The 17785-nt window shown below is 58.2% G+C and carries 27 protein-coding genes and 1 pseudogene; 16 read left to right on the top strand and 12 right to left on the bottom strand.

Translation table 11 applies throughout. The features are described 5' to 3' along the window. The first annotated feature begins 4 nt into the window (after positions 1-4). From QOS90_RS18960 to QOS90_RS18975, 4 genes are read left to right on the top strand one after another with little or no spacing between them, the layout of a single operon-like run. Entirely contained in the window at positions 5-652 is a 648-nt protein-coding gene (locus tag QOS90_RS18960; protein ID WP_085273521.1) for a putative phage tail protein, read from the top strand. 1 nt (position 653) lies between these two features. Beyond that, on the top strand, positions 654-1562 hold the full coding sequence (locus QOS90_RS18965; RefSeq protein ID WP_085273417.1) for a phage baseplate protein: 909 nt from the start codon (positions 654-656) through the stop codon (positions 1560-1562). 56 nt (positions 1563-1618) lie between these two features. Then, a complete protein-coding gene (locus QOS90_RS18970) occupies positions 1619-2659 on the top strand; it encodes a glycerophosphodiester phosphodiesterase (RefSeq protein ID WP_085273416.1) in 1041 nt (346 codons plus the stop codon). Next, complete coding sequence (locus QOS90_RS18975; RefSeq protein WP_085273415.1) at positions 2656-3423, top strand: hypothetical protein; 768 nt, start codon at positions 2656-2658, stop codon at positions 3421-3423. Before QOS90_RS18970 ends, QOS90_RS18975 begins: the two co-directional genes overlap by 4 nt. On the opposite strand, the gene QOS90_RS18980 is transcribed toward QOS90_RS18975, so the two are convergent. Beyond that, positions 3407-4099: an acyltransferase gene (locus tag QOS90_RS18980; protein WP_085273414.1), complete on the bottom strand. Its 693-nt coding sequence runs from the start codon at positions 4097-4099 to the stop codon at positions 3407-3409. The two genes, QOS90_RS18975 and QOS90_RS18980, sit on opposite strands and share 17 nt — an antisense overlap. A gap of 124 nt (positions 4100-4223) precedes the next feature. Here QOS90_RS18980 and QOS90_RS18985 point away from each other — a divergent pair, with 124 nt between their 5' ends. The 3 genes from QOS90_RS18985 to QOS90_RS18995 are packed head-to-tail and all read left to right on the top strand — an operon-like array spanning position 4224 to position 5508. Further along, positions 4224-4712, top strand: coding sequence for a glycoside hydrolase family 24 protein (locus QOS90_RS18985; RefSeq protein ID WP_085273413.1), 489 nt, complete (start codon positions 4224-4226; stop codon positions 4710-4712). Then, a complete protein-coding gene (locus tag QOS90_RS18990) occupies positions 4709-5242 on the top strand; it encodes a DUF2514 family protein (RefSeq protein WP_085273412.1) in 534 nt (177 codons plus the stop codon). The genes QOS90_RS18985 and QOS90_RS18990 overlap by 4 nt, the downstream gene beginning before the upstream one ends. 41 nt (positions 5243-5283) lie before the next feature. Further along, positions 5284-5508: a hypothetical protein gene (locus tag QOS90_RS18995; RefSeq protein ID WP_085273411.1), complete on the top strand. Its 225-nt coding sequence runs from the start codon at positions 5284-5286 to the stop codon at positions 5506-5508. Positions 5509-5569: 61 nt separating this feature from the next. Here the strand turns inward: QOS90_RS18995 and QOS90_RS19000 are convergent, their stop codons facing one another. Together QOS90_RS19000 and QOS90_RS19005 are read right to left on the bottom strand one after the other, a co-directional pair. Continuing rightward, on the bottom strand, positions 5570-5890 hold the full coding sequence (locus tag QOS90_RS19000; RefSeq protein WP_085273410.1) for a hypothetical protein: 321 nt from the start codon (positions 5888-5890) through the stop codon (positions 5570-5572). A gap of 28 nt (positions 5891-5918) precedes the next feature. Then, positions 5919-6638 carry an SOS response-associated peptidase family protein gene (locus tag QOS90_RS19005; RefSeq protein ID WP_085273409.1) on the bottom strand — a complete coding sequence of 240 codons (720 nt, stop codon included), beginning with the start codon at positions 6636-6638 and terminating at the stop codon, positions 5919-5921. 101 nt (positions 6639-6739) lie between these two features. Between QOS90_RS19005 and QOS90_RS19010 the strand changes: the two genes are divergently transcribed. The 5 genes from QOS90_RS19010 to QOS90_RS19030 all read left to right on the top strand — a co-directional run bounded on the left by QOS90_RS19010 (position 6740) and on the right by QOS90_RS19030 (position 10540). Beyond that, a complete protein-coding gene (locus tag QOS90_RS19010; RefSeq protein WP_085273408.1) occupies positions 6740-7168 on the top strand; it encodes a LexA family protein in 429 nt (142 codons plus the stop codon). Next, positions 7158-8432: a Y-family DNA polymerase gene (locus QOS90_RS19015; RefSeq protein WP_085273407.1), complete on the top strand. Its 1275-nt coding sequence runs from the start codon at positions 7158-7160 to the stop codon at positions 8430-8432. The genes QOS90_RS19010 and QOS90_RS19015 overlap by 11 nt, the downstream gene beginning before the upstream one ends. Further along, on the top strand, positions 8426-8635 hold the full coding sequence (locus QOS90_RS19020) for a hypothetical protein (protein WP_085273406.1): 210 nt from the start codon (positions 8426-8428) through the stop codon (positions 8633-8635). Before QOS90_RS19015 ends, QOS90_RS19020 begins: the two co-directional genes overlap by 7 nt. Before the next feature lie 143 nt (positions 8636-8778). Continuing rightward, on the top strand, positions 8779-9264 hold the full coding sequence (locus QOS90_RS19025) for a P-loop nucleotide/nucleoside kinase family protein (protein WP_085273405.1): 486 nt from the start codon (positions 8779-8781) through the stop codon (positions 9262-9264). A 217-nt stretch (positions 9265-9481) separates the two neighbouring features. Next, positions 9482-10540, top strand: a complete 1059-nt coding sequence (locus QOS90_RS19030; RefSeq protein ID WP_256577424.1) for an AbiJ-NTD4 domain-containing protein — start codon at positions 9482-9484, stop codon at positions 10538-10540. Positions 10541-10859: 319 nt separating this feature from the next. Here QOS90_RS19030 and QOS90_RS27515 read toward each other — a convergent pair. From QOS90_RS27515 to QOS90_RS19040, 3 genes and pseudogenes are all read right to left on the bottom strand, one after another. Beyond that, a pseudogene (locus QOS90_RS27515) lies at positions 10860-11224 on the bottom strand (site-specific integrase). A gap of 107 nt (positions 11225-11331) precedes the next feature. Beyond that, the gene (locus QOS90_RS19035; protein WP_085273404.1) at positions 11332-11586 is read right to left on the bottom strand and encodes a hypothetical protein; all 255 of its coding nucleotides are present in this window, start codon (positions 11584-11586) and stop codon (positions 11332-11334) included. A 151-nt stretch (positions 11587-11737) separates the two neighbouring features. Next, entirely contained in the window at positions 11738-12514 is a 777-nt protein-coding gene (locus tag QOS90_RS19040; RefSeq protein WP_256577423.1) for a hypothetical protein, read from the bottom strand. 211 nt (positions 12515-12725) lie between these two features. Here QOS90_RS19040 and QOS90_RS19045 point away from each other — a divergent pair, with 211 nt between their 5' ends. Further along, positions 12726-13025 carry a hypothetical protein gene (locus QOS90_RS19045; protein ID WP_027594846.1) on the top strand — a complete coding sequence of 100 codons (300 nt, stop codon included), beginning with the start codon at positions 12726-12728 and terminating at the stop codon, positions 13023-13025. Between the two features lie 34 nt (positions 13026-13059). Here the strand turns inward: QOS90_RS19045 and QOS90_RS19050 are convergent, their stop codons facing one another. From QOS90_RS19050 to QOS90_RS19060, 3 genes are all read right to left on the bottom strand, one after another. After that, positions 13060-13269 carry a hypothetical protein gene (locus QOS90_RS19050; RefSeq protein ID WP_027594847.1) on the bottom strand — a complete coding sequence of 70 codons (210 nt, stop codon included), beginning with the start codon at positions 13267-13269 and terminating at the stop codon, positions 13060-13062. A gap of 50 nt (positions 13270-13319) precedes the next feature. Beyond that, entirely contained in the window at positions 13320-13781 is a 462-nt protein-coding gene (locus QOS90_RS19055; RefSeq protein WP_085273403.1) for a GNAT family N-acetyltransferase, read from the bottom strand. Between the two features lie 78 nt (positions 13782-13859). After that, positions 13860-14081 carry a hypothetical protein gene (locus tag QOS90_RS19060; protein WP_085273402.1) on the bottom strand — a complete coding sequence of 74 codons (222 nt, stop codon included), beginning with the start codon at positions 14079-14081 and terminating at the stop codon, positions 13860-13862. A gap of 189 nt (positions 14082-14270) precedes the next feature. Between QOS90_RS19060 and QOS90_RS19065 the strand changes: the two genes are divergently transcribed. After that, on the top strand, positions 14271-14630 hold the full coding sequence (locus QOS90_RS19065) for a hypothetical protein (protein WP_085273401.1): 360 nt from the start codon (positions 14271-14273) through the stop codon (positions 14628-14630). 165 nt (positions 14631-14795) lie between these two features. On the opposite strand, the gene QOS90_RS19070 is transcribed toward QOS90_RS19065, so the two are convergent. Continuing rightward, positions 14796-15002: a hypothetical protein gene (locus tag QOS90_RS19070; protein WP_027594850.1), complete on the bottom strand. Its 207-nt coding sequence runs from the start codon at positions 15000-15002 to the stop codon at positions 14796-14798. A 353-nt stretch (positions 15003-15355) separates the two neighbouring features. Here QOS90_RS19070 and QOS90_RS19075 point away from each other — a divergent pair, with 353 nt between their 5' ends. Both QOS90_RS19075 and QOS90_RS19080 read left to right on the top strand, forming a co-directional pair. Next, positions 15356-16156, top strand: coding sequence for a WaaZ-like lipopolysaccharide core biosynthesis protein (locus QOS90_RS19075; RefSeq protein ID WP_027594851.1), 801 nt, complete (start codon positions 15356-15358; stop codon positions 16154-16156). Positions 16157-16231: 75 nt separating this feature from the next. Then, positions 16232-16732, top strand: coding sequence for a methylated-DNA--[protein]-cysteine S-methyltransferase (locus tag QOS90_RS19080; RefSeq protein ID WP_027594852.1), 501 nt, complete (start codon positions 16232-16234; stop codon positions 16730-16732). Between the two features lie 11 nt (positions 16733-16743). Here the strand turns inward: QOS90_RS19080 and QOS90_RS19085 are convergent, their stop codons facing one another. Further along, positions 16744-16986: a hypothetical protein gene (locus QOS90_RS19085; RefSeq protein ID WP_027594853.1), complete on the bottom strand. Its 243-nt coding sequence runs from the start codon at positions 16984-16986 to the stop codon at positions 16744-16746. Continuing rightward, positions 16983-17726, bottom strand: coding sequence for a carbon-nitrogen hydrolase family protein (locus QOS90_RS19090; protein WP_027594854.1), 744 nt, complete (start codon positions 17724-17726; stop codon positions 16983-16985). The genes QOS90_RS19085 and QOS90_RS19090 overlap by 4 nt, the downstream gene beginning before the upstream one ends. Positions 17727-17785: the final 59 nt, after the last annotated feature.

The following is a 17785-nucleotide window of genomic DNA, read 5'->3' on the forward strand; positions in this document are numbered from 1 at the left end:
CACCATGACGGTCGCACGCGAAGCGGACTACCTGCAGACGCTGCAGCAACTGCTGCCCCCTGGCCCGGCGTTCGACCTGGAGCAGCAGCCGGACTGGGCGCAGCTGCTGGCCGCGCTGGCTCCCGAGCTGGCCCGGGTCGACGGCGATGCCGAAGGCCTGCTGCTGGAATTCAACCCGGCCACCGCTACCGTGCTGTTGCCGGACTGGGAGGCCTACTTGGGCCTTCCCGATGCTTGCACGGTGTCGGGGTCGCAGACCCTGGAAGAGCGCCGGCAAGCGGTCATCGACAAGCTGACCGCGAGCGGCGCGCCGCAGCTGAGCTATTACCGGCGCTTGGCCACCCGGCTCGGCCTGGCCATCGAAATCGAAGAGTTTCGCCCGGCCCGGGTCGGGGTGGTGGCCACGGGCGATTTCCTCTACGGCGACGGCTGGCCGTGGTCGTGGGTCGCGTCGGCGCCGCTCGAGGCCTATGGCACCGCTGAGGCGGCGTCCCTGGATTGCCGGCTGCAGCTGGAGGCGCCCGAGTATACCGACGTGGTGATCGGCTACGGGCACGCCCAGGTCAAGGCGATTACCGCCCAGGTCGATGAGCTTTTCGACGCCATTCATTACGCGTTACCGGCCGCCTTGGCCGGGTTTGAGGGGATGTAGCATGCACAGGATTTCGAGTTGGACCGATCTGGTGTCGGCGGCCGGCGGGTTCCGTTACGGCAGCTTATCCGCTGGGGCGGCACCCACGCCGCTCAAGGCGGAGTGGCTGAACATGGTGCAGGAGGAAATCGCCAGCGTGGTGATCGGCGCCGGCATCGCCCTGGACAAGACCAAAACCGACCAGCTCAAGCAGGCAATCCAGAAGATGGTAGGCGACTACCTGCCGCTGTCGGGCGGTACCCTGGCGGGGTTGCTCAAGGCCACCAAAGGCGTGCGCACGGCCAAGGGATTGCCTGGCGGTAATGCCAGCGAGGTCGGCTATGCCTTTGACGATGATGGCGATACCGGCCTGTTCGCCACGGGCGGCACCGCTGAGAACGGCTCAGATGTGGTGCTGCTGGTCGACCGCCGCGAGGTGGCCCGCTTCACCGGCAATGGCCGCATGACCTTTGACGGGGGCAAAGAGCCGTACCACGCCGGCAACAAGCCGACGATGTTGGACGTGGTGTATCCGGTGGGGTCGGTCTACATGAACGCGAGCGTGGCCACCAGTCCCGCCAAGCTGTTCGGCTTCGGTACCTGGTTGGCCTTGGCGCCCGGCCGCATGCTGATTGGTGCCGGCACCGGCACCGACGCCCGGGGCGATGTGCGGGCCTTCTCGGTTGGCGGCTCGGGCGGCGAGTACAGCCATGTACTGAGCAGCGCCGAAATGCCGGTCCACGCCCATGCCATGCCGCAAGGCTCGGACGTTCCGTCCGGCACCACCGGCCCGGTGTACGCCTCGGGTGACGACGGCACGCGGGCGACCAAGCCGAACGACATACCCAACACCGGCGATGCCGGCGGCGGCCTGGCGCACAACAACTTGCCGCCTTACCTGACCGTGTATATGTGGAAACGATCCGCGTAGAGCCGGTTCGGCAAACAACCCGCTGAGGCGGGTTTTTTATTGCCTGGAGAAAAAGTATGACCGATGTTTCAGCGCTGGAAGCCTATGCCGGCCAGATGGGCGAGGCCGCTTCCCGCTCTAGAGCGGCGTCGCTCAAGCAACACACCTACGTGCACGGCAACGACCAGACCGACGTGGCCACCGAAAGCGGCCCGGTACCGAGTCTGGCCAAACAGGCGCGGCTGTCGGCCGAGGGCACTGCCGCCTTGCGCGGAGACTTGAAGGCACCCACCGGCGCCGGTGAAGTCGGCAGCGAATCCGGCTTGGGTGTTCAGGGTGATATCAAGCTGCTGCAGACCCTCAACATGCATTCAATGCAGCAGAAGAACAGCCGGCCCATGGAGCTGGTCGCGCACCGTGGCTTCATGACTCAGGCCCCGCAGAATACCGCGTTGGCCTTCTCGTCAGCGCTGAGCAGTGGCGCCGACGCGCTGGAGTGCGACGTGGCGGTCAGCGCCGACGGTGAGTACTACCTGTTTCACGACACGACCGTGGACAACCTGACCACGGGTACCGGCACGTTCACCACGCTGACGTCGGCCTACCTGGACAGCCTGGAAATGAAGGACGGGCAAGGTACGCGCTTCGCGCCGGTGCGGTTGTCGCGGTTCTCCGAGTACCTGGAAATCGCCCGCACGGCCGGCACGTTCATCTACCCGGAGTTCAAGCGTTATCGTAACACCGCCGACCTGGTGGGCATGGTGGCCATGATCGTGGCCGCGCAGATGGACAGTGCCTGCTGCATGTCTTCGTTCAACATGAACATTCTGCGGCAGACCCGCGCACTTAACCCCAACATGGAGCTGGGCCTGCTCGGCGTGTCCACCATCGTCGACGAGGTGAAAGGCTACATCGACCAGATGGTTGACCTGGGCAAACTGGTGTTGATCTGGGACTACGACGCCACGCTGGCCATCCCCGAGGCCGTCGCTTACGCCTTTTCCAAGGGCGTGGACTGGGGCGTGTACACCGTCGACCGGCAGAGCCAGCTGCCCGCAATCCGCAAACTCGGCATCCGCCGCATCATTTCCAACGTCTCGCTCAAGGTCAGCCAATGAACATCCCAAGCGATCTGAATACCTTCATCCCGTCGATGGTCGGGGTGGGTGGCACCTACTCGATCACGGACGGTGTCGGCCGGATCTACTCGCCGGCGAGCGTGTCGACCAAGTACGAAAAGAGCGTGTTGGTCGGGCCGGGTGTGAAGGTCGAAATGAAGCTGTTTGCGCGGGCGATCAGCGGTGTCGGCGGCGCGGTGGCCATCGACTACCTGCCGCTGGGGCGCGGTGGTGGCAGCGTTGACATTACTTCGCCCGAGTGGCGTGAATACGTGGTGAGCTTCACCACGCCGCTAAGTTCGCCGGAAAACCTGCGCGTGACGTTTGCCATCGGCAACTTTGCCGCCATGGGCGCCGGCACCTTTGAGTTCCACACCCCGCGTATCCGTATTGGCGACACCGACCTGGGCGCGCCCCGCATCTTGGCGCGTGGCCTGATCCTGCTAGATTCCGGGGTGCCCTCGCTGAATACCAACTATCAAGCCGACGGCATCAAGGCGTTGAGCTATGACGCCGCCACGGCCTCGCTGACCGTGAAGATGCGCGGCAACGACGGCGCCGGCATGCGCTTGCACCCGCTGATGATCGCGCAACTGACGGACGACAACACCACGCTCATTGGGCGCCGCCTGCATGCCCTGTGCGGCCGCTACAACCGCGACGACGGTACCGCCAAGGTGACCTTCGTGGACGGCGGCACCGGACAGCTCCAAGACATCAGCGGGCTTGGAAATATATACATGACATTTAGGGCTGAGATTTAGCCACTGTTGCGTTCCAGTACTGAGACTTTGTGATGCTGTCAGAGTTTGGTTTGTAGTAGGGCTCATTAAGAGTTAGATGTGGTCTTTCCCAAGCGACATCCTTTCGTACAACTCTTGCAGGTGTTCCAACTATAACGCAGTTATTAGGGAAGTCGCCTTTTACGATGCTGCCGAATCCAACCACTGAGCCTTCACCAATTTCTGTTCCGCCTAGGATCGCCGCCCGAGCGCCTAACCAAACATGGTTTCCAATGATGATTGGTTCGGGAAGGTTTATCCGATCTCCAGTTTTAATGCAGAAGATAGGATGGGCGTCATCACAGCGCACCTGCACGGATGATGCGATCATGCAGTCATTTCCAATAATTACAGAAGAATGCTCTGCAGTAGAAATGTAGGTGTTGTCTGTGCAAGTTACACCTTGTCCAATTGAAATCGCGCAGCTTTCGCCGATTCTGATGAAGCCCCTGAAAGTGCTCTTTCCTAGGAAGCAAGTGGCGTTATTGCAGTCAAAAGTAATAGTGAGGCTAGCGGTTCTGAAGCCTTCTTCCACTACTAGTTTGTTGTTTTGGCCCCGAAACGTGATGCTTACATTGCTTTCGATTGTTCCGGGGAATTCGATTTTGTTTCCGTTGCTGTCTTCGTAATTGCTGAGCTTCTTAATGCTAACTGCCACTTAAACCGCTCCATGGATTTGATCGGAAATCCTAAATTGTAGCGATTTACCAAGAAAAATGAAATGCCTCGCTAGCTGCATCAGCTGATGCGGACATCTGAATATGGGTATAGGTATGAAATCAATGGCTAAAATCTCTGCTTCCGATGTAGGCGGCTCCAGCGTCCTGCGCTTTCTGGATCTCATAGCCTTTTCAGAAGGCACCTCGACCATCAAAGGGAGCGATGACGGCTATAACGTGCTGTATGGCGGAGCCCTGTTTAGTGGATACACCGACCATCCGCGGCGCAAGCTGACCTTCCCAATCAACGGCAAGCAGGTAACCAGCACAGCCGCCGGTCGGTATCAGTTGCTTGAGCGCTACTGGGACGCGTACCGAGTCAGCCTTCGCCTGGCTGGCGGGTTCACGCCAGAAAATCAGGATCGCATAGCGCTGCAGCAGATCCGGGAGCGCCGGGCGCTGGACGACATAAAGGCCGGACGCATCCAACAGGCGATCGCCAAGTGCTCGAACATCTGGGCCAGCTTCCCGGGCAATACCTACGGCCAGAACCCGCATCGCCTGGACAAGCTGATCAATCACTGGGTTGAACTAGGCGCGAAACTAGCGTGAGCTGGCTTGGCGCTGTGCCGGCCTGGTGCTGCTGGCTGATCGCCTTGATACTGGTCGCTGGCGGCCAGCAGTACCGGGTGGTGGTGGCCGATGGCGCGACTGCCGACGCCATGGTGGAGGTTGCCAAGTCGGCCCAGGCTTTGGCCGACTACCGCCTTCAAGTTGCCGACCGCGATCGGCGCGCCGCGGCCCAGGCTAGAACAGAAGAGCAGCGCCGCCAATCCCTGGCGGACGAGGAGGGTGAGAGTGCACGACAGAAACTGGAACTGGCCCAGGGCCGCGCCGTTGCTGCTGAGTCTGCTGCTGGTGGGTTGCGCGGGGAAATCGCTAGACTGCGCGCCGGACGATCAGCAACCTGCGACACCATCGCTGTCCAGCAGCGCAAGGCAGGAGCCTCTGCCGTCGTGGTGCTCGGGGGATTGCTTGAAGAGGCTGACCGAATGGCGGGCGACCTCGCGACAGCGCTTGAGCGAAGTCGAATAGCTGGTCAGGCCTGTGAAGCAGTTTTCGACGGGATGAAGCCGCCGTAACCAGTGCCTATACTGTGCTTTCACCGACATGGAGCGCAGCAGTGGATAAGAGAACCTTCATAGGGATGGTTGAAGCCGGCGAACCACTGATCCAACAGGCCATGGATGCCCTGCGTGAGTATCATCAAGCCCAGGACCGGGGGGCGCCGCCAGAAGAAGTGGAGCGCCTGCATCAGCTTGCTGAGTCACTTTTTCAGCTTGTATCCGACTACCAGTTGCGTGTGGTGGCCAAGGCGCGCGGCAAGGATCTTCCGCCGCTCCACTGAGCTCATTCAGCTTTCAATTCGCAGTGAGGGCAATCTGGACGGCAGTCCCCGTCCTCATGCGTTAAAGCTTGTACTGAATGGTGTAGGACGCGTCGGTTCTTGGCTCTATCGTAATAGGGATGCCGAATAGCTTCCCTCGACAATCACTGACAATACAGCGATACACCGCACCCTGTTGAAGCTGGGACCATAAGCCTTGGTCGTGTATCGCGATTCCCAGCACATAGTTGTTCGGATCATCTCTGACCTGAGCAACGTGGTGGTCCAGGTCGCATCCGAATTCAGCAGTGGTAAATTCTGGATCATAGCCGATCAGCACGCCGTGCCTTTTCAGGTCGTCCCTAATGCGCTCAATCACGTCATCTGCTTCTTGTTTTAGCATTATCGTTATCTCGCGGTGCCTGTACTCATCAAAACTTTAGCTGACCCTGATGATTTTCGTCGTTTATCGGCGTAATCAACGACTCACCCTCATTCCTGACATTGCCCACCGCCTTGCCGACTGGATACCACCGGAACTCATCAGCCGGCGTGCAACCTTGTTCAACTATCTCCGCAGCTCGCTCTTGAGATGTAGTTGGGGCGATCCATTCCCGGGCGAGCTCAGGGGGTAACACCAAGGGCTTCCTGTCGTGGATGTCGATCAGTCCCTGATCCGCTGCTGCGGTGATGATCACAAACCCATCGCTCCCGTCCTGCTGGATGTCCAGATTCACCTCTGCAAGAGCAGCGAAATACAGCGGGGCGCCGTCATCGCTTGTGATGTAGAACGGCCGCTTCCGCTTCGGATCCGATAGGTCGGGAACCCACTCAAACCACCCGTTCGCCGGCGCTAAGGCTCTGCCATGTGGCCACAGGCTTTTGAAGAATTTTCCTCTTGAAACCGTTTCTGCCCGAGCATTGATCGGATCAGGACGTTTCCCCTTCGCCCAAAATGGCGACCATCCCCACTTGACCCGATCCACGCGCAGTCCACCATCTAGCTGGCGTATGACCTCGACGCGGGTAGACGGCGCCACGTTGTAGCGACTGATTGGCTCGTGGTCGTAGCCATTTATCACGACCAGGTCCAGCGATAGCTGGCGCAGGTAGTGATCCATTGACTCGTAGATCGAGTACCGTCCGCACATATCTACCTCTCGCCCGTCAGAATTTTTGCCGCCTAGGATTGACCGGGCGACCGATGCCGGATTTACTGTATATGCATACAGTTTGCATTGGACCTTCCATCATGACCATCACATTTCTGGGTACGCCCACTGGCGGTACCGAACCGCTACCGCTGTATTCGTTTCACGTCCCGGCCGGTTTCCCTTCGCCTGCTGCGGACCATTTGGAAGGTCATATTTCCCTTGATGAGCTATTCGACCTCCGCGCTCCCCATGTGTATCTGGTAAAAGTTGAAGGCGACAGCATGCAAGGCGCTGGCATCTACTCTGGCGACCTCGTCATCGTAGACCGCGGCCGTGAGGCAGAGCACGACGACATTGTCATTGCTGCCGTTAACAGCGAGCCGGTGTGCAAGCGTTTGCACCGACGCGACGGCGTGGTGATCCTCAAGTCGGAGAATCCGGCGTATCCGCCGCGGTACATCATGGAAGGCGATGATCTCGTCGTATGGGGCGTTGTGCGTTACAGCGTTCGTGATCATGCGCAGTGACCAGGTGTTTGCGCTTATCGACTGCAACTCGTTCTACGCGAGTTGCGAGCGCGTGTTTCGACCAGACCTGGCCAAGACCCCGATCGTCGTACTGAGCAACAACGATGGCTGCGTGATTGCCAGGTCATACGATGCAAAGCCTTTCGTGAAGATGGGCGAACCGTTTTTCCAGGCGAAGGACAAGCTACGCCGGCACGGCATCATGGCTTTCAGCAGTAATTACGCGCTGTACGGTGACATGAGCGAGCGCGTCATGACGCTGATTGAGTCGATGGTGCCTGCCACCGAGATCTACAGCATCGACGAGTGCTTCGCAGACCTATCGGGTATTCAGGAAAACCTGACCCAGTTCGGGCGAAAGCTGCGGTCTAGGATTCTCCAGTGCACCGGAATCCCCGTGGGTGTTGGCATTGCCGGCACCAAGACACTTGCGAAGCTAGCCAATCACACCGCCAAACGGCTGCAGGCACAAACCGGCGGAGTGGTGGATATCACCGATCCGTTCAAGCGCGACTGGGTGCTACGGAATACCGAAGTGAAGGAGGTGTGGGGCGTAGGCCGGCGGATGACCGCCCACCTTGAGGCGATGGGCATCCACACGGCGATGGATTTAGCCAAGGCAGATGCCTGGACACTGCGACAGAAATTCAGTGTGGTGGTCGAGAAAACTGCCCGAGAGCTGGCGGGTACGCCGTGCTTGGAGCTGGACGAGGCCGAGCCCCCGAAACAGGAAATCTGCTGCAGCCGGATGTTCGGGAAGCGTCTTACTGAGCTGGCGCCCATCAAGCAGGCAGTGGCCACGTACGTTGCCCGAGCAGCGGAAAAACTCCGGGCCCAGGGTTCAGTGTGCAAGCGCATGCGCGTCAGCATCCGCACCGGCATGTTCAACCCGGACGAGGCGCACCACGCTCAGGGGGCCCTGGTTGAGCTTCCATATCCCACCTGCGACACACTGCTGATGACCCGGTTGGCCACAGAAGCGATCGACCGTATCTTTAGGCCCGGGTTTCGGTACAGCAAGGCCGAGATACTGCTGATGGACCTGCGGCAACCAGGTGAATTTTCAGAGGACTTGTTTGCGCTTAAGCAATCGGTGGCATGTGACCGACTGATGCAGGTGATGGATGACATCAACCAGCGCTGGGGGAGGGGGACAATGCGGGCCGCCAGCGTGCCGGCGACGCCGGACTGGGGGATGAGGAGGGAGATGATGAGTCAATCCTACACGACGCGGATCGACCAGCTGTGGACGGTCAAATGTTGAGCCTGCCATCGGGGTGGCTGGCCGAGCTGAGTGACCAGCCTGCCTTGTTGACCGATCCCGATGGCAGGGCCGCGGTGCTCGTTGAACTAGCGATTTCAGCCCACCGACGCAGCGACATTGACGCAGACCAGTTGGCTGACATGCTGGAGTTCACCGAGGCGGCCAGGCTGTGGGCGCTGATCGAGCACGAGGAGGTTGTTTGAGCGCCTTGTGAGAACAACGGCTATGTGGAGAAAGCACAGGGTAGCCGGTGACAACTATCGACCCAATATAGACAGTGGGTGGCCGCTGGTTGCTTCGAAGCTATTCAATGAGCATCATCTGGGCTCGACAAGGAGACGTCCCCATGCCCACACCAGTGCTTCATCTCATGTCTGGCAAGATTGCATCCGGCAAATCAACTTTGGCAAAAAGTTTGGCTACCGAACTGTCGGCGCTTCTGCTAAGCGAGGATCATTGGCTCTCAAAGCTTTACCCAGACCAAATCAAGTCAGTAACCGATTACGTACGCTTCTCGCGTCAGATTAGAGATGTTGTGGGCCCGCTCGTCACTGATGTGTTGGGTGCCGGGGTGACAGTCGTCCTGGATTTCCCTGCCAACACTCTCCAGGATCGGCAATGGTTGCGGGGCCTGGCTGACGCGGCCGGGGTTGCCCATTGCGTTCACTATATCGAGGTACACGACGATGTCTGTCGAAGCCGATTGCATATTCGTAACCGCCGTGCCGACCATGAATTTGCTGCGACCGACGCAGAGTTTGATCTGATCACCAGCTACTTTCAGCCGCTCGATAAGGATGAGGGGCTCCAGATCGAAATTCATCGCATTTGACGAAGATATCTCCAGAAAAATTGGGTCGCCTAGAGTGTCCGGTCCTAGCCGATAGCAGGCATCGGTGAACGGCCGCAATGGGGCGATAGCTGCCTGTCGTTTGAGCCGCTACCAGCCGTTAGCGGCAGTGCCCCCGTCGACGACAGCTTCAGATAAACTAGAGGGACCCTACCTTCCTCGAAGGTCACCATTAACTGGCAGAGTACGAGGCTTGGCCATGCTTACTGATGTCTTCTTTCGCAGGTACGCGAATCGCCTAATGTTCGAAAGCGTCGGACAAAAGGAATCTGCACTCTTTGTTCAAGCGTACAGAATCGTCAACGAACAGATTTGGAGCTACTACGGCGCCACCCAGAAGGTGAATGAGAGTGTTAAGAGAATTTGGACTGATATTCACGACCGCCTAGCTATGGAGATCGGGGTCAAGGAACTGTCACCGAAATATTACTCCTATCAGACCGAGTATATGGGCAAACCTTACACGAAGTCGGGTTTTTACGAGATGAACTTTGTGGTCGAGCAGTGGCTTAACCTAAGGTTTTCAGAAGATCTGAACCCCGACATATTTGTAAAGCGACGCTTAAGCTTTGTCGAGTTAGCCTTTCGCAAGCGAGAGGAGCAAGTAGCTCAAGCGAATTCCGAGTTTCCACGACAACTGGCTGAAGCCAAAATGCAAGATAGTAAACCCCGGGGACCCATTACAATTCCTGGTTCGCGGATCAACAGCGTTCGAGCTATAAATCAGAGTCTGAATAGCATATTTGCCGACAATGTGAATGAGCTGAACGAGCGCTTTAAACAAGCTGGTATGCCTCTGCACTATCATAATGGTTACTTGCAGATTACTCAGGACGCCCAACTTCAGGAACAAGTAGAGCAGCCATTTTGGCTCTTGGTGCAGGACGCCCCATGGGCGAACGTCAGCATTGACATGGCTGAGGCGATTGATCTCAGAGACACCGGTGGCCGAGATCCATCGTTTTATGCTGCTAAGGCACTAGAAAGCACGATAAAAATAATTTGTGAGCTCAAGAATTGGACTATCGGTAATGAGAGAGGTGTATCTGACTTCTTGAATCATCTTGAGAGCAAGGCGAACGGAGCATTCATCGAGGGTTGGGAGCGGCAATCAATACAGCGGTTTTACAGCGACGTGCGAAACGACTTGGGACATGGACCTGGCTCGAAAGACATGCCCAATTTTACAACACAGCAGATAGATCAAACCATCGAGTTCTGCATGTCTTGGGTCAAGAGCCTGATCAAGCGGCTGTAGCTAGACACTTACGTAGCAGGCATGAGCAACTGAAATGTGATCTATATGGTATTTCCGTGGTAGGTACTACGCTTGTCTACATAGCTGTCTTTCAAGAGTGTTCGGCCGAACGGCTGCAACGGGTCGAAAGCGAACAGTCAGGGACAGCTACCAGGTGATACCAATTTTGATACCACTGATGGGGGAAGGAGGGGGGGCGGAAGGGCGTTTCGCCCAATAAAATCAACCTTTTAGAACCGCCAAACACCCCCAAAAAACTGCATGGTGATGTTGGCGGTAGAAATCAAGTGCTTGTCCTGCGGGGGTTCCAGAGGTGTATTTAGGCCCTCGTGTCAGTTTTGGGCCAATTTTGGGCCAATTCGACGCGGGGCGGCAGCTTCTCCAGCTCCCTCCAGTCCGAGGAGGAGCTGATCCATTTCGCGTAGGTAGAGAGCAACATCTCAACGCTATGGCCGAGCTGATTCGCGATGAACGCAGGGTTCATCCCAGGCATCAGGCACAGGGTTGCGTAGGTGTGGCGGGTGTCGTACTGACGGCGATCACGGATGTCCAGCGCTTGAGCGCTGATTTGAATGGGGGGATTGTAACACTTGCATCGCAGCTCCACAGCCCACCTTTGCTTGAATGGACCACGAAGGGCCTCGGGCGGGCGATATCACCAAAGGACCATGTGCGTTGTGCAATGCCTCTTGACGCACGCCGAAGCACAGCTTCACCTCTAGGGTAAGTGGAACGTGCGTTGCCCTTAGTGCCCGAGGTGAAGCTGTTTGTACCGGATCATAAAAGCGGGCTTACCCTCGGATCACCTTAAGGCGCGCCCGCCCAGCGTCCGTGATGGCGTTTTCGCCTTCATCGCTGATGCGGTAGCGACCGGACACTGACTGTGTAATGGTGAACCTCACCAGTCCGCTCTTGGACAAAGCCTCACCCACTTCAAAGCTCATTGCATGCTCTAAGTCGAAGATTTTTGTTTCTCCGATTTTATAGCGGGCAAACGCAATCAGCGCCGAATCTATCGCCGCTTGGTCTATCACCTCAACACGCATTTGACCTCCTGGTCTGAATCGCCCAGGTCCGTGGGCTTGCGGTTAACGGACCTGGAAGTTCGTAGAATGCGCAACGCTACTACGGAGACGGGCGTGTTAGTTACTGGCTTTGCGTCCATGCTGGATGGGTGGCCAGTCATGATCGTTAGTTTTAGTCTGCGTGCGGCGCTGCAGTGTCCGTTAACGACATCTCTTTTGGAAACACGTTGATAAACGCACTAATAGCAGGCTTGTCGTCATCATCAATATTGATCTTCGGTGTTTGCGACGATCGACTGATGTCCGTTGCAAAATTAGCGGCCCTCAGCGCACGTTCGATTTGCTGGCTTCCCGGGCTGTCATACAGCACTGCCTGAACGCCCGTGGCCTCTTTGGTGAGCATCAACTGCTTTATTTGTACCCGCACGCCCGCTTTGGTCAGGGCAACGGCGATCTGCTTGGAGAACGCCAACGCTTCGTCGTCGTTTCTGACGATATTGAGCAGTACGGTTGGGGCTACTTTGTCTTTGGCGAGCGCTGCCGCCAATGCCTGGAACGCGGCCTGTGCCTGCGCAGTCAGCTTTCTGGGCCGCAGGCGATGTTCAATGGCCTGGCGCTCTTTTTTTGCGGCGTCCAGTTGTGCCGTCAACGCCGCGTTCTGTTGCAGGAGCTCTTCGATTTTCAACTGGGACTGGGCGGCGGACTGGTTGGCTGTGGCGATCAGTTGGCTGGCCTCGGCCATGGACCTGTCTGACTCGCTACTTTGCACCTCGGACGTCAGGTGCGCCAGGATGACCGCGCAGGCCGAGACTAAGGCGGCAATGATGGCGGTTGTTGTAGCAATGCTGTGAATAAGGCTGGCGTTATCTGCTGAAATTTCTGGCATTAGCGTGCTCTTGAAATTTAGTTTCCATGATTTTGCGTTTTTGATTTCGCGGCAGATTGCCATAAATTCACCGTGCAAGCGACCTCTGGCGTCGACTGTCGGTGCTTGATTTGGCAAGACGTGATGGCCTGCGTGGGCAAACGAATAACGCTTTGTTTACAGGTGATTGCCAGTTGTCCGATTCAGCTCACATTTCGACTGAGTACAGTTGCGCGCCGTTTGCCTTTGGCTATGGTGGCTTTAGGTATACAACTAAAGTCGTAGGAGGGGCGACATGCGGATTCGCGGCGACGTTTTCTGGGGCTGGGCTGACCCAACGCTTCACCATCGGACTCACGACGAAACGTTAAGTGACGGCAGCTACATCGATGTCCAGGTGCGACTGTCGCGCACAGGCAATACGCAGATGTTCATCGGGGTTTATGCCCCCAGTGGCATGGCCATTCACGAAGAAGCATTCGATTCGCGTCCAGGCGAGTCGATGACCCGTGCCTTGGCGTGGGGCGTGGGCAGGGCGCGGCGGATAGCAAGCGATGCGATTCCCGTGACCGAACAGTTCGCCTGCGCTAAGTAGCGAGCTCTGAAGGTTGCCGTGGGTTGGGCGTGGGTCAGGTCTCATCCTTGATCTTTGCTGCGACGGACCTCAACTCACTGGCAACCCCATCGATGGACTTGATATGAGCGCGTACATCGATCTCGCTGTCTGAGGTCGCCCGCGCTTCCATGAACTTGGCGTGCCCGGTCATGGCTTTGCTGAGTTCATTCAGGTGGTCGGCGGTTTTGACGAGATCGGCTTTGATGGTATGAAGCGGTTCCATGAGCGTGAGTGCGTTCCTTGAAGTGTGCGTCTACAACCCTGTCCGGCTGTTCAGCGAAGCGTGCGTGACATCAGCCACTGCAGGTTGCCCCACGCCTCGAACTGCTCAATGACCGTCCAGCCACGCTTGGCATAGTAAGCTTGTTTATCATGGGTGTGCAGGTACAAAGTTTCGAGGCCGGCAGTGCGCGCATGGGTACATAGGCGCTCAATCAGGTGCTCGGCGATACCGGCTCCTCTGGCTGCCGGGTCAACGAACACGCAGGCAAGCCAAGGGCCGAGGTCCGGGCGGGAGGGCAGGTCTTGCGCTGCCAGGGCGGCGCCGCCCAACAACTGGCCTTGCTCCAGGGCAATCAGGCATTGCCACTGGCCATTGCCCTGGCCTTCTGCGAACTCCTGCTGCCATCGCGGAAGGTCGATGCCGTCGAACTCATACGTGAATTGCTGATGAATCCACTGAGCAAAGGCGTTGCAATGGTTCATGTGGTTCGCGAGCCAATCAAACTGAGGCATGGGCATCCTGCACGGTAGTACCTGTTCAGCGCATCATGACACAACCAGCAAGTGGACACGCAAGTGAAGCTTTTCATGCTAAGGCTGGTCAGTGTCCGACTTGCCGCCTTCGTTACTTTGCACCTGCAAGACTGAGCCTTTATCGTCCGTTGCCAACAAGGCACTTTGTGCATTGTCAGTGTGCAGTTCTGCATGCGCGATGTTTGCTACACCCCGAAAGATACCGCGGCTTTCTTCACCTGTTTTCACTGTGCTCAGGTTATCACTCTGGTAGAAAAAAAGCGTGCGAGTGGGTGGCATGTGGAGCGCTCCTTGTGGTGCTTCAAGATAGTGTGTATCCGCACGGCCACTCTCTACCCGCTTCACGGCTTTGGCTACTAGCAGAATTAACAGGTGCCCGCTTTAGTGAAGCTTCAATAGAATCTTCACTCATAAGCAAAATGCACCACGACCTTGGTTTATTGGAACCAAGTTGCAACGCTGGGTAGAATGCCCCGTATCCCTAATGGTCAATTGCAAATGCCTACATTTCGTATCTTTGTTTGCACCTTGTTGACTGCCAGCCTTGCCGGTTGCGCAACACCGGGTAACCCCACAGCCAGTAAGCTGACCTCCAAAACCCCGGCACAATATGCCGCCTGTGTAATGCCCAAGTGGCAAGCACTGGCGCCCCTAGCCAACCAGAAATCGATCGCCCACGGTTATCGATTGACCGCGCCAAGCGCAGTGGCCTCCGACGATGTCCTCGAGGTGGTTGAGTCGCGCGACGGCAGCCGCGCCACGTTCTACAAAGGCAGCTTCCTTTCGGGCGACAAACTACGCCATGCAGCAAGAGAGTGCCTGGAATAAGCTCAGTAACCTGAGCCGCCCAGCGGCCCCCTTGGCCGTAACCGACTGGCATTAATCGGGGCAGGGTCAGAAGGTGAGGCCGCAAGCATTTCACGCGACATTTGAGCGCACAGGGCTGCTGCAAGGCAGCCGTATGCGGCGCGCACCTGCTTCGGCGACTTCCCCTCAGCGTGCTTCGAGTTTTGTGTTCATCCGCTGGCATTGCACTTCTGCATCGGTCCTGTTCGGGTAACTGGGTTTGAGCCGCTCCTTCGCCAGGTTGTCGTAAATGTCGAACCCGCCGCATACGGTGGCTGCGTAGTACCGGCTACCGACGCGGAAAGACTCCTTTTCGATGGGTACCGCCGGAACGATAACGAATCTTGGTTGCATGTTTCGTGCCTCCCCAGGCAGAGACCTAAGTATTAGTCGGGCAGTTGGTAACCATCAAGCAGGCTCATGGGCAAGCGACGAATAGCCCGGTGCGTGACACCGCTTCCAGTACGCCCGTTCGTCGGTGCAATGGGGGCAAAGCGCCTGCCAGACCTGCAGGCGGGTGAACAACGACCGGGACTACGGGTCTGTAGAAACACTGCGCTTATGTGGAGAAGGGCGCTGTCATTACTTCCACTTTTGGACAGATTTAGACCCAGCAGTCGCTTTGTGTAAGGTTTTTGTAAAAGCGTCCGTTGTGCATACAAGGACCGGTATCGTGTTTTGTACTGTCCAGTCCAAAGTAGCAAACGATGAACACACTTCCGTCGCAGCCCAGTGCTGAACGCGGGGCGTTCTCCAGTTTCGAGGCGTGTCGCAATACCCAGCAAGGCCCCGTGGTGATTCTGGCCTCGGGTGCTTCAGCCAGGCATTTCCCGCTGGCTGATTTTGCCCACCTGCCCATCATTGCCATGAACGGTTCAGTCGCCATGACAGCAGAGCATGGCGTGAAACCGTTTTTCTACGTGTGCACCGACAAAAGCTTCGGCCTGCAGCAACCTGATCTGTTTGCCACCGCCCTGCGTGACAGCCAACGGCTCGCGCTGTGGCCAGAGCAATTCGAGGGTGCCGACATACCAGCTGCCAGCGAATGCTATGCCTTGCACAAGGCGCACACACCCGGCCTGCTCGACGGTGTGCGCGGGCACGGTGACAGTTGCGTCTGCAGCCGCGCACTGTGGAGCAAACGGGCTCGGTCGATCGCCTTCAGCAAAGACTTGTCGCAGGGTTTTTTCGATGCCCGCACAGTCGCCTACGTGGCGCTGCAACTGGCTTATCACCTGGGGTTCGAAGAGGTGTTGCTGGTGGGGGTCGACCTTGACCAGACGGTGGGGCGCTTCTACGAGACCGAAGAAGGGCAACATTCACCGTGCGGCCTGGACCAGCATTGGGACAGCCGCATCCTGCCGTCACTGACATTGATGGCGCGGCAAGTGGTCAATGATCATTTTCACGTCTACAACCTGTCGGCGGCGTCGCGCATCCCGGCCGAACTGATCCCCAAGGTCAACCTGTCAGAAGCCAGGCGGATTGCCGGCTGTGGGATTGGTTGAGCAAGAAAGCGGGTGCGTGTGGCCTTGCGTCTGCGTAGAGTGCGCTGACCATCTCGCACCCTGCAGGAGCCCCCAATGTCCAGCGCCTTCACCTTCATGCAATCCCCCGTTGGCACGCTGACGCTGGTCGCCCGCGGCGATCGGCTGGCAGCCGTGCTCTGGGAAGAGGAGCGGGAAAACCGCGTGCGGCTCGGTGAGCTCCACCGAGATGACCGGTGCCCAGTCCTGCTGGACACCGCCCGCCAGCTGGGCGAGTACTTTGCCGGCACGCGGCGACGCTTCGACCTGGCGTTGGATTTTGCCGGCACGCCGTTTCAGCGCGAGGTGTGGGCTGCATTGCTGACCATTCCTTTCGGTGAAACCCGCAGTTACGGCGACATTGCCCGGCAGATCGGCAACCCCAGCGCAGTCCGTGCAGTAGGCGCGGCCAATGGCCGTAACCCGATCTCCATCATTGCGCCGTGCCACCGGGTAATTGGTGCTTCAGGCAACCTCACCGGCTTTGCCGGAGGGCTTCAGGCGAAGCAATACCTGCTGGCGCTGGAAGGCAGAGAAAGCCTGGCATTGGCGCTCTGAGTCAGGCAAACCTAAAGGATCCAGCTGGCGACCAGGCAGGCCACCAGCGCCAGCGCTGATCCGGCCATCAAGGTGTACTGCCGGTGGGCCCGCCGTGCATGGGGCCGGACCTCTCGCAAGTATTCGCCAGGGGTGGGCGCACCCGGTCGATGGCGCAGGCCTTCGGCGATTTCGGCCAATTGACCCTGGATCAACAGCCCGACCAGGTAATGCGTGGATGCGTAGCTCGCCAGCGTCAACAACAGATACTTCACGCAGTCAGCACCCTCAGTGGCACAGCGGTCGCGCTGGAGTGGGTGGTATCCAGCAGAATCAGCCCTTCGCAGGTGTCATCCAGGCTGGCCAGCAGCCGACCCTGGCTATCCCAGGCCGCAGACCCACCTGCGCCGATGAACGTATCGGCAGGCCCCACGCAGTTGGCCAACAAGACGGTAAGGCCCAGCGTGCGAGCGACCTCCGGGTAATGCTCGTAGCCCTCACCAATGCCCTTGGCCGTTTTCGCCACACTGGCCAGGTACACTTGCGCGCCCTGTGCCCGCGCCTCGGCAGCATGTTCGATGAACATCGACTCGTAGCAGATGGCAGGCGCTACCCGGTGCTTGGCCACCTCGAGTACCAAGGGTTGATCGCCGGCGGCGAAGTAGGGCAGTTCATCGCCGTGCAGGCGCCGTTTGGCATACGCCTGGCGGGGCATGCCTGGGCTCAGGATCGGCATGCCGATGCGAATGCCGTCAGGCGTTGGCAAGGGCAGGCCCACGGCGACTGTGAGAGCATGCTGGTCGCACAGTGCCTGCAGTGGCTCCAGCCGTGGGGAGGATAACGGCAGGGCGAGCTGGCGGGCCAAGGTCGGCTCATAGCCGGTCAGTGACAGTTCAGGAAACACCACCAGCTCAGCACCCAGCGCCGCAGCCTGCTCGATGCAGTACAGGTGACGCGCAAGGTTGCCCTGAATATCGCCTTTGAGCGACGCCAGTTGCACGGCGCAGATCTTCATCAACAGCTCCTTCCCTGGTACGAGTCAAGGGCCGAGCATACGCCTGGCCGCAACACCTG

This window comes from Pseudomonas sp. LAIL14HWK12:I10 (assembly GCF_900184205.1).
Taxonomy (GTDB): Bacteria; Pseudomonadota; Gammaproteobacteria; order Pseudomonadales; family Pseudomonadaceae; genus Aquipseudomonas; species Aquipseudomonas kermanshahensis.

Bases quoted from the DNA above. Each gene is read 5' to 3' on its own strand.
- QOS90_RS18960 (WP_085273521.1), top strand. From the start codon at position 5: ATGACGGTCGCACGCGAAGCGGACTACCTGCAGACGCTGCAGCAACTG.
- QOS90_RS18965 (WP_085273417.1), top strand. From the start codon at position 654: ATGCACAGGATTTCGAGTTGGACCGATCTGGTGTCGGCGGCCGGCGGG.
- QOS90_RS18970 (WP_085273416.1), top strand. From the start codon at position 1,619: ATGACCGATGTTTCAGCGCTGGAAGCCTATGCCGGCCAGATGGGCGAG.
- QOS90_RS18975 (WP_085273415.1), top strand. From the start codon at position 2,656: ATGAACATCCCAAGCGATCTGAATACCTTCATCCCGTCGATGGTCGGG.
- QOS90_RS18985 (WP_085273413.1), top strand. From the start codon at position 4,224: ATGGCTAAAATCTCTGCTTCCGATGTAGGCGGCTCCAGCGTCCTGCGC.
- QOS90_RS19000 (WP_085273410.1), bottom strand. From the start codon at position 5,890: ATGCTAAAACAAGAAGCAGATGACGTGATTGAGCGCATTAGGGACGAC.
- QOS90_RS19005 (WP_085273409.1), bottom strand. From the start codon at position 6,638: ATGTGCGGACGGTACTCGATCTACGAGTCAATGGATCACTACCTGCGC.
- QOS90_RS19010 (WP_085273408.1), top strand. From the start codon at position 6,740: ATGACCATCACATTTCTGGGTACGCCCACTGGCGGTACCGAACCGCTA.
- QOS90_RS19015 (WP_085273407.1), top strand. From the start codon at position 7,158: ATGCGCAGTGACCAGGTGTTTGCGCTTATCGACTGCAACTCGTTCTAC.
- QOS90_RS19020 (WP_085273406.1), top strand. From the start codon at position 8,426: ATGTTGAGCCTGCCATCGGGGTGGCTGGCCGAGCTGAGTGACCAGCCT.
- QOS90_RS19025 (WP_085273405.1), top strand. From the start codon at position 8,779: ATGCCCACACCAGTGCTTCATCTCATGTCTGGCAAGATTGCATCCGGC.
- QOS90_RS19030 (WP_256577424.1), top strand. From the start codon at position 9,482: ATGCTTACTGATGTCTTCTTTCGCAGGTACGCGAATCGCCTAATGTTC.
- QOS90_RS19035 (WP_085273404.1), bottom strand. From the start codon at position 11,586: ATGCGTGTTGAGGTGATAGACCAAGCGGCGATAGATTCGGCGCTGATT.
- QOS90_RS19040 (WP_256577423.1), bottom strand. From the start codon at position 12,514: ATGGCAATCTGCCGCGAAATCAAAAACGCAAAATCATGGAAACTAAAT.
- QOS90_RS19045 (WP_027594846.1), top strand. From the start codon at position 12,726: ATGCGGATTCGCGGCGACGTTTTCTGGGGCTGGGCTGACCCAACGCTT.
- QOS90_RS19050 (WP_027594847.1), bottom strand. From the start codon at position 13,269: ATGGAACCGCTTCATACCATCAAAGCCGATCTCGTCAAAACCGCCGAC.
- QOS90_RS19055 (WP_085273403.1), bottom strand. From the start codon at position 13,781: ATGCCTCAGTTTGATTGGCTCGCGAACCACATGAACCATTGCAACGCC.
- QOS90_RS19060 (WP_085273402.1), bottom strand. From the start codon at position 14,081: ATGCCACCCACTCGCACGCTTTTTTTCTACCAGAGTGATAACCTGAGC.
- QOS90_RS19065 (WP_085273401.1), top strand. From the start codon at position 14,271: ATGCCCCGTATCCCTAATGGTCAATTGCAAATGCCTACATTTCGTATC.
- QOS90_RS19070 (WP_027594850.1), bottom strand. From the start codon at position 15,002: ATGCAACCAAGATTCGTTATCGTTCCGGCGGTACCCATCGAAAAGGAG.
- QOS90_RS19075 (WP_027594851.1), top strand. From the start codon at position 15,356: ATGAACACACTTCCGTCGCAGCCCAGTGCTGAACGCGGGGCGTTCTCC.
- QOS90_RS19080 (WP_027594852.1), top strand. From the start codon at position 16,232: ATGTCCAGCGCCTTCACCTTCATGCAATCCCCCGTTGGCACGCTGACG.
- QOS90_RS19090 (WP_027594854.1), bottom strand. From the start codon at position 17,726: ATGAAGATCTGCGCCGTGCAACTGGCGTCGCTCAAAGGCGATATTCAG.